At 42.3% G+C, this 2,120-nt stretch carries 3 protein-coding genes; all 3 read right to left on the reverse strand.

The features are described 5' to 3' along the window. The coding region (locus HT693_RS11440; protein ID WP_240152735.1) for a hypothetical protein at positions 1 to 351 on the reverse strand (351 nt) is incomplete at its 3' end. Next, the gene (locus HT693_RS11445; RefSeq protein ID WP_000368698.1) at positions 348 to 554 is read right to left on the reverse strand and encodes a hypothetical protein; all 207 of its coding nucleotides are present in this window, start codon (positions 552 to 554) and stop codon (positions 348 to 350) included. The genes HT693_RS11440 and HT693_RS11445, both read right to left, overlap by 4 nt. Continuing rightward, positions 547 to 2,120, reverse strand: a 1,574-nt coding sequence (locus HT693_RS11450) for a tail fiber domain-containing protein (RefSeq protein ID WP_172925199.1), incomplete at its 5' end; no start/stop codon positions are given. The genes HT693_RS11445 and HT693_RS11450, both read right to left, overlap by 8 nt.

Consider the following 2,120-nt stretch of genomic DNA (forward strand, 5'->3'; position numbering starts at 1 on the left):
CTCTCCTTGAGCTTCCAGCTCTTCCAATCGCGCTAAGATATCCTCAATATCCTGAGCATTCTGGAGATTGACCTTCTGCATGCCATCCATGAGCTGGTTGGCTCTCTCCAGCGCTTCCGTCGTCTTAGCCAGTTGTTCTTGGTTCTTGACAATGGCGCTAGTCGGGTCCAGTTCAGTGCGAACCAATTCCAAAACCGCTTGGATAAGGGCGTCCTCACTATCCTGTGTGTGGTCACCTGGCAATTCGCACTGCTCATAAGAATAGCGCCCCTTGTTTTCCATCTTGATTGCGACAACTGTTACATTTTCCCCACCTTTCAAGTAGGGATTGATTGCTACTTCGTAATTCATTCCTTATTTCCTTTCATTTTCGCTTGCGTTTCGTCAAAAAGTTCTTTAAGCGCTGGGTCATATTCCAGCACCGCCTTAAAGGCCTGTAATTCAGCCAAAGCCAGCCTATGGTGTACATTTAAATGCGCATAGTTCAATTCGATATCAGCCAAACGGTCGACGAGTGACTCAGCGACTAGCTTGTCGATTGTGTGATTATCCATGTCTGTTCTCCATTTTTTCTATTTTTTGATTTAATTCTTGAATGGCCTTGATTAAGTAAGGCACCAATTCAAATGTGCGATATGAATATGCACCGTCAGGATTCTCATAGAATGCTTCAGGGGCATATTTCTGGACATCCTGAGCCATGATACCACATGAGATATCCTCAATTTGGCCATCGTATTCTTTACGATAGCTGTAAGTCTTCAGCTTTTCGATGACATCTAGACCAGATACTTGACTGTCTTGAATATTTGATTTATAGCGACGGTCTGAGATTCTTTTATTCATCTCAATCCAGTCGCTACCTCCGTTACCTTGTCTATTCAAATATAGCCAGGTACCTCCTTGTGAAGTATCTTTCCATAATTTATTATATATAGGTGAGTAAAGCCACTCACCGCCACTATAAGTGATACGACCAGACACCCTCAAACTACCATTTATCACTGCTCCATTTGAAAACGACGGTTGACTATAAAAATTCACTCTTGATCTATCCGAAAAGTCAACCCTACCGTGGAAATTTGCTCCGTTTCGGCAATGCATGTTTCCTAACGTTGTCACATACCAAGCATTGGGGCCAGGACTGTTCCAACTGTAACCCCAGTTCGCCCAAAATGCGGTATTTTCGCCATTGTAGCTTCCGCCTTCGCCGTTTCCCATGCCGACCGAGAATTGGTTGACACCAGAAATCCAGCGACCTCTTCCTTGAGCAAAACGACCAATTGTAAACCCTCCTATTTGACCCTGATAAGCTTCTAAGAAAGTCGAGCGATTCACAACTGATTCAATCTTAGTCGCAAAGATACGTTTAGAAGTTAGTTCTCCAATAAAGGCGTCGTTGGCAATAAGTTTTCGAATAAAGGCATGATCAAACTTTACCTTATCAGCTGTGACCGCTTCGGCAGCTAAAACAGCTGTCGTTACTGAACCTGATTCAAAATTAGCTGTCTTCAACTTATCAACCATGGCAGACTTGATGACTGCTCTGTCAATCAGGGTCTCGCCTGTTATATGGGTTAATTTCCCAACAAAGCGGTTATGACCATTGGCTCCTAGATTGATACCCGAAATCAAATCACCTGCACTGTTGATGTTTTGAACCAACCAGGAGCCAGCTAGTTGAGTCATTTTTGTTTGCGTGGCTTCAAGCTTCTTATTCGCATCTGCGACTGCATCTTCTGGATGTGGTTGCCATGTTCTAGGTTTATAACCTTTGTACAAGTCAACTTCTGTAATATACAAATCAGCTGTTCCTGATGATGAGCCATTGTTCTCAAAACGAATGTAAGCATTATCCATTTCTCCGGAATTAAAAGTTACTGAGACATCTTCGCATCTAGAGGTAGATAGTTTCTTGCTGCTAACAACTTTCTTAAAGATTGTGAATCCATCGCTCTCGTCTGCTCTTCGTCCCAAAATATAAACATCATAGCTTGCTAGAGCACTGTTGTTAAATCCTCTAAAATTCAGTACATAGTCAGTATTTCGTTCAAGATTAAAACGGTGACTAGACAAAAAGTTTTTGTTTTTAGTTGCATTGCTTAAACGCATAAGGTCTT

Origin of the sequence: Streptococcus sp. 2154 (assembly GCF_013277255.1) — a bacterium.
GTDB classification, from domain to species: Bacteria; Bacillota; Bacilli; order Lactobacillales; family Streptococcaceae; genus Streptococcus; species Streptococcus pseudopneumoniae.

What these genes read in the sequence shown, in the direction of transcription:
- HT693_RS11445 (WP_000368698.1), bottom strand. Translation starts at nt 554, where the DNA reads ATGGATAATCACACAATCGACAAGCTAGTCGCTGAGTCACTCGTCGAC.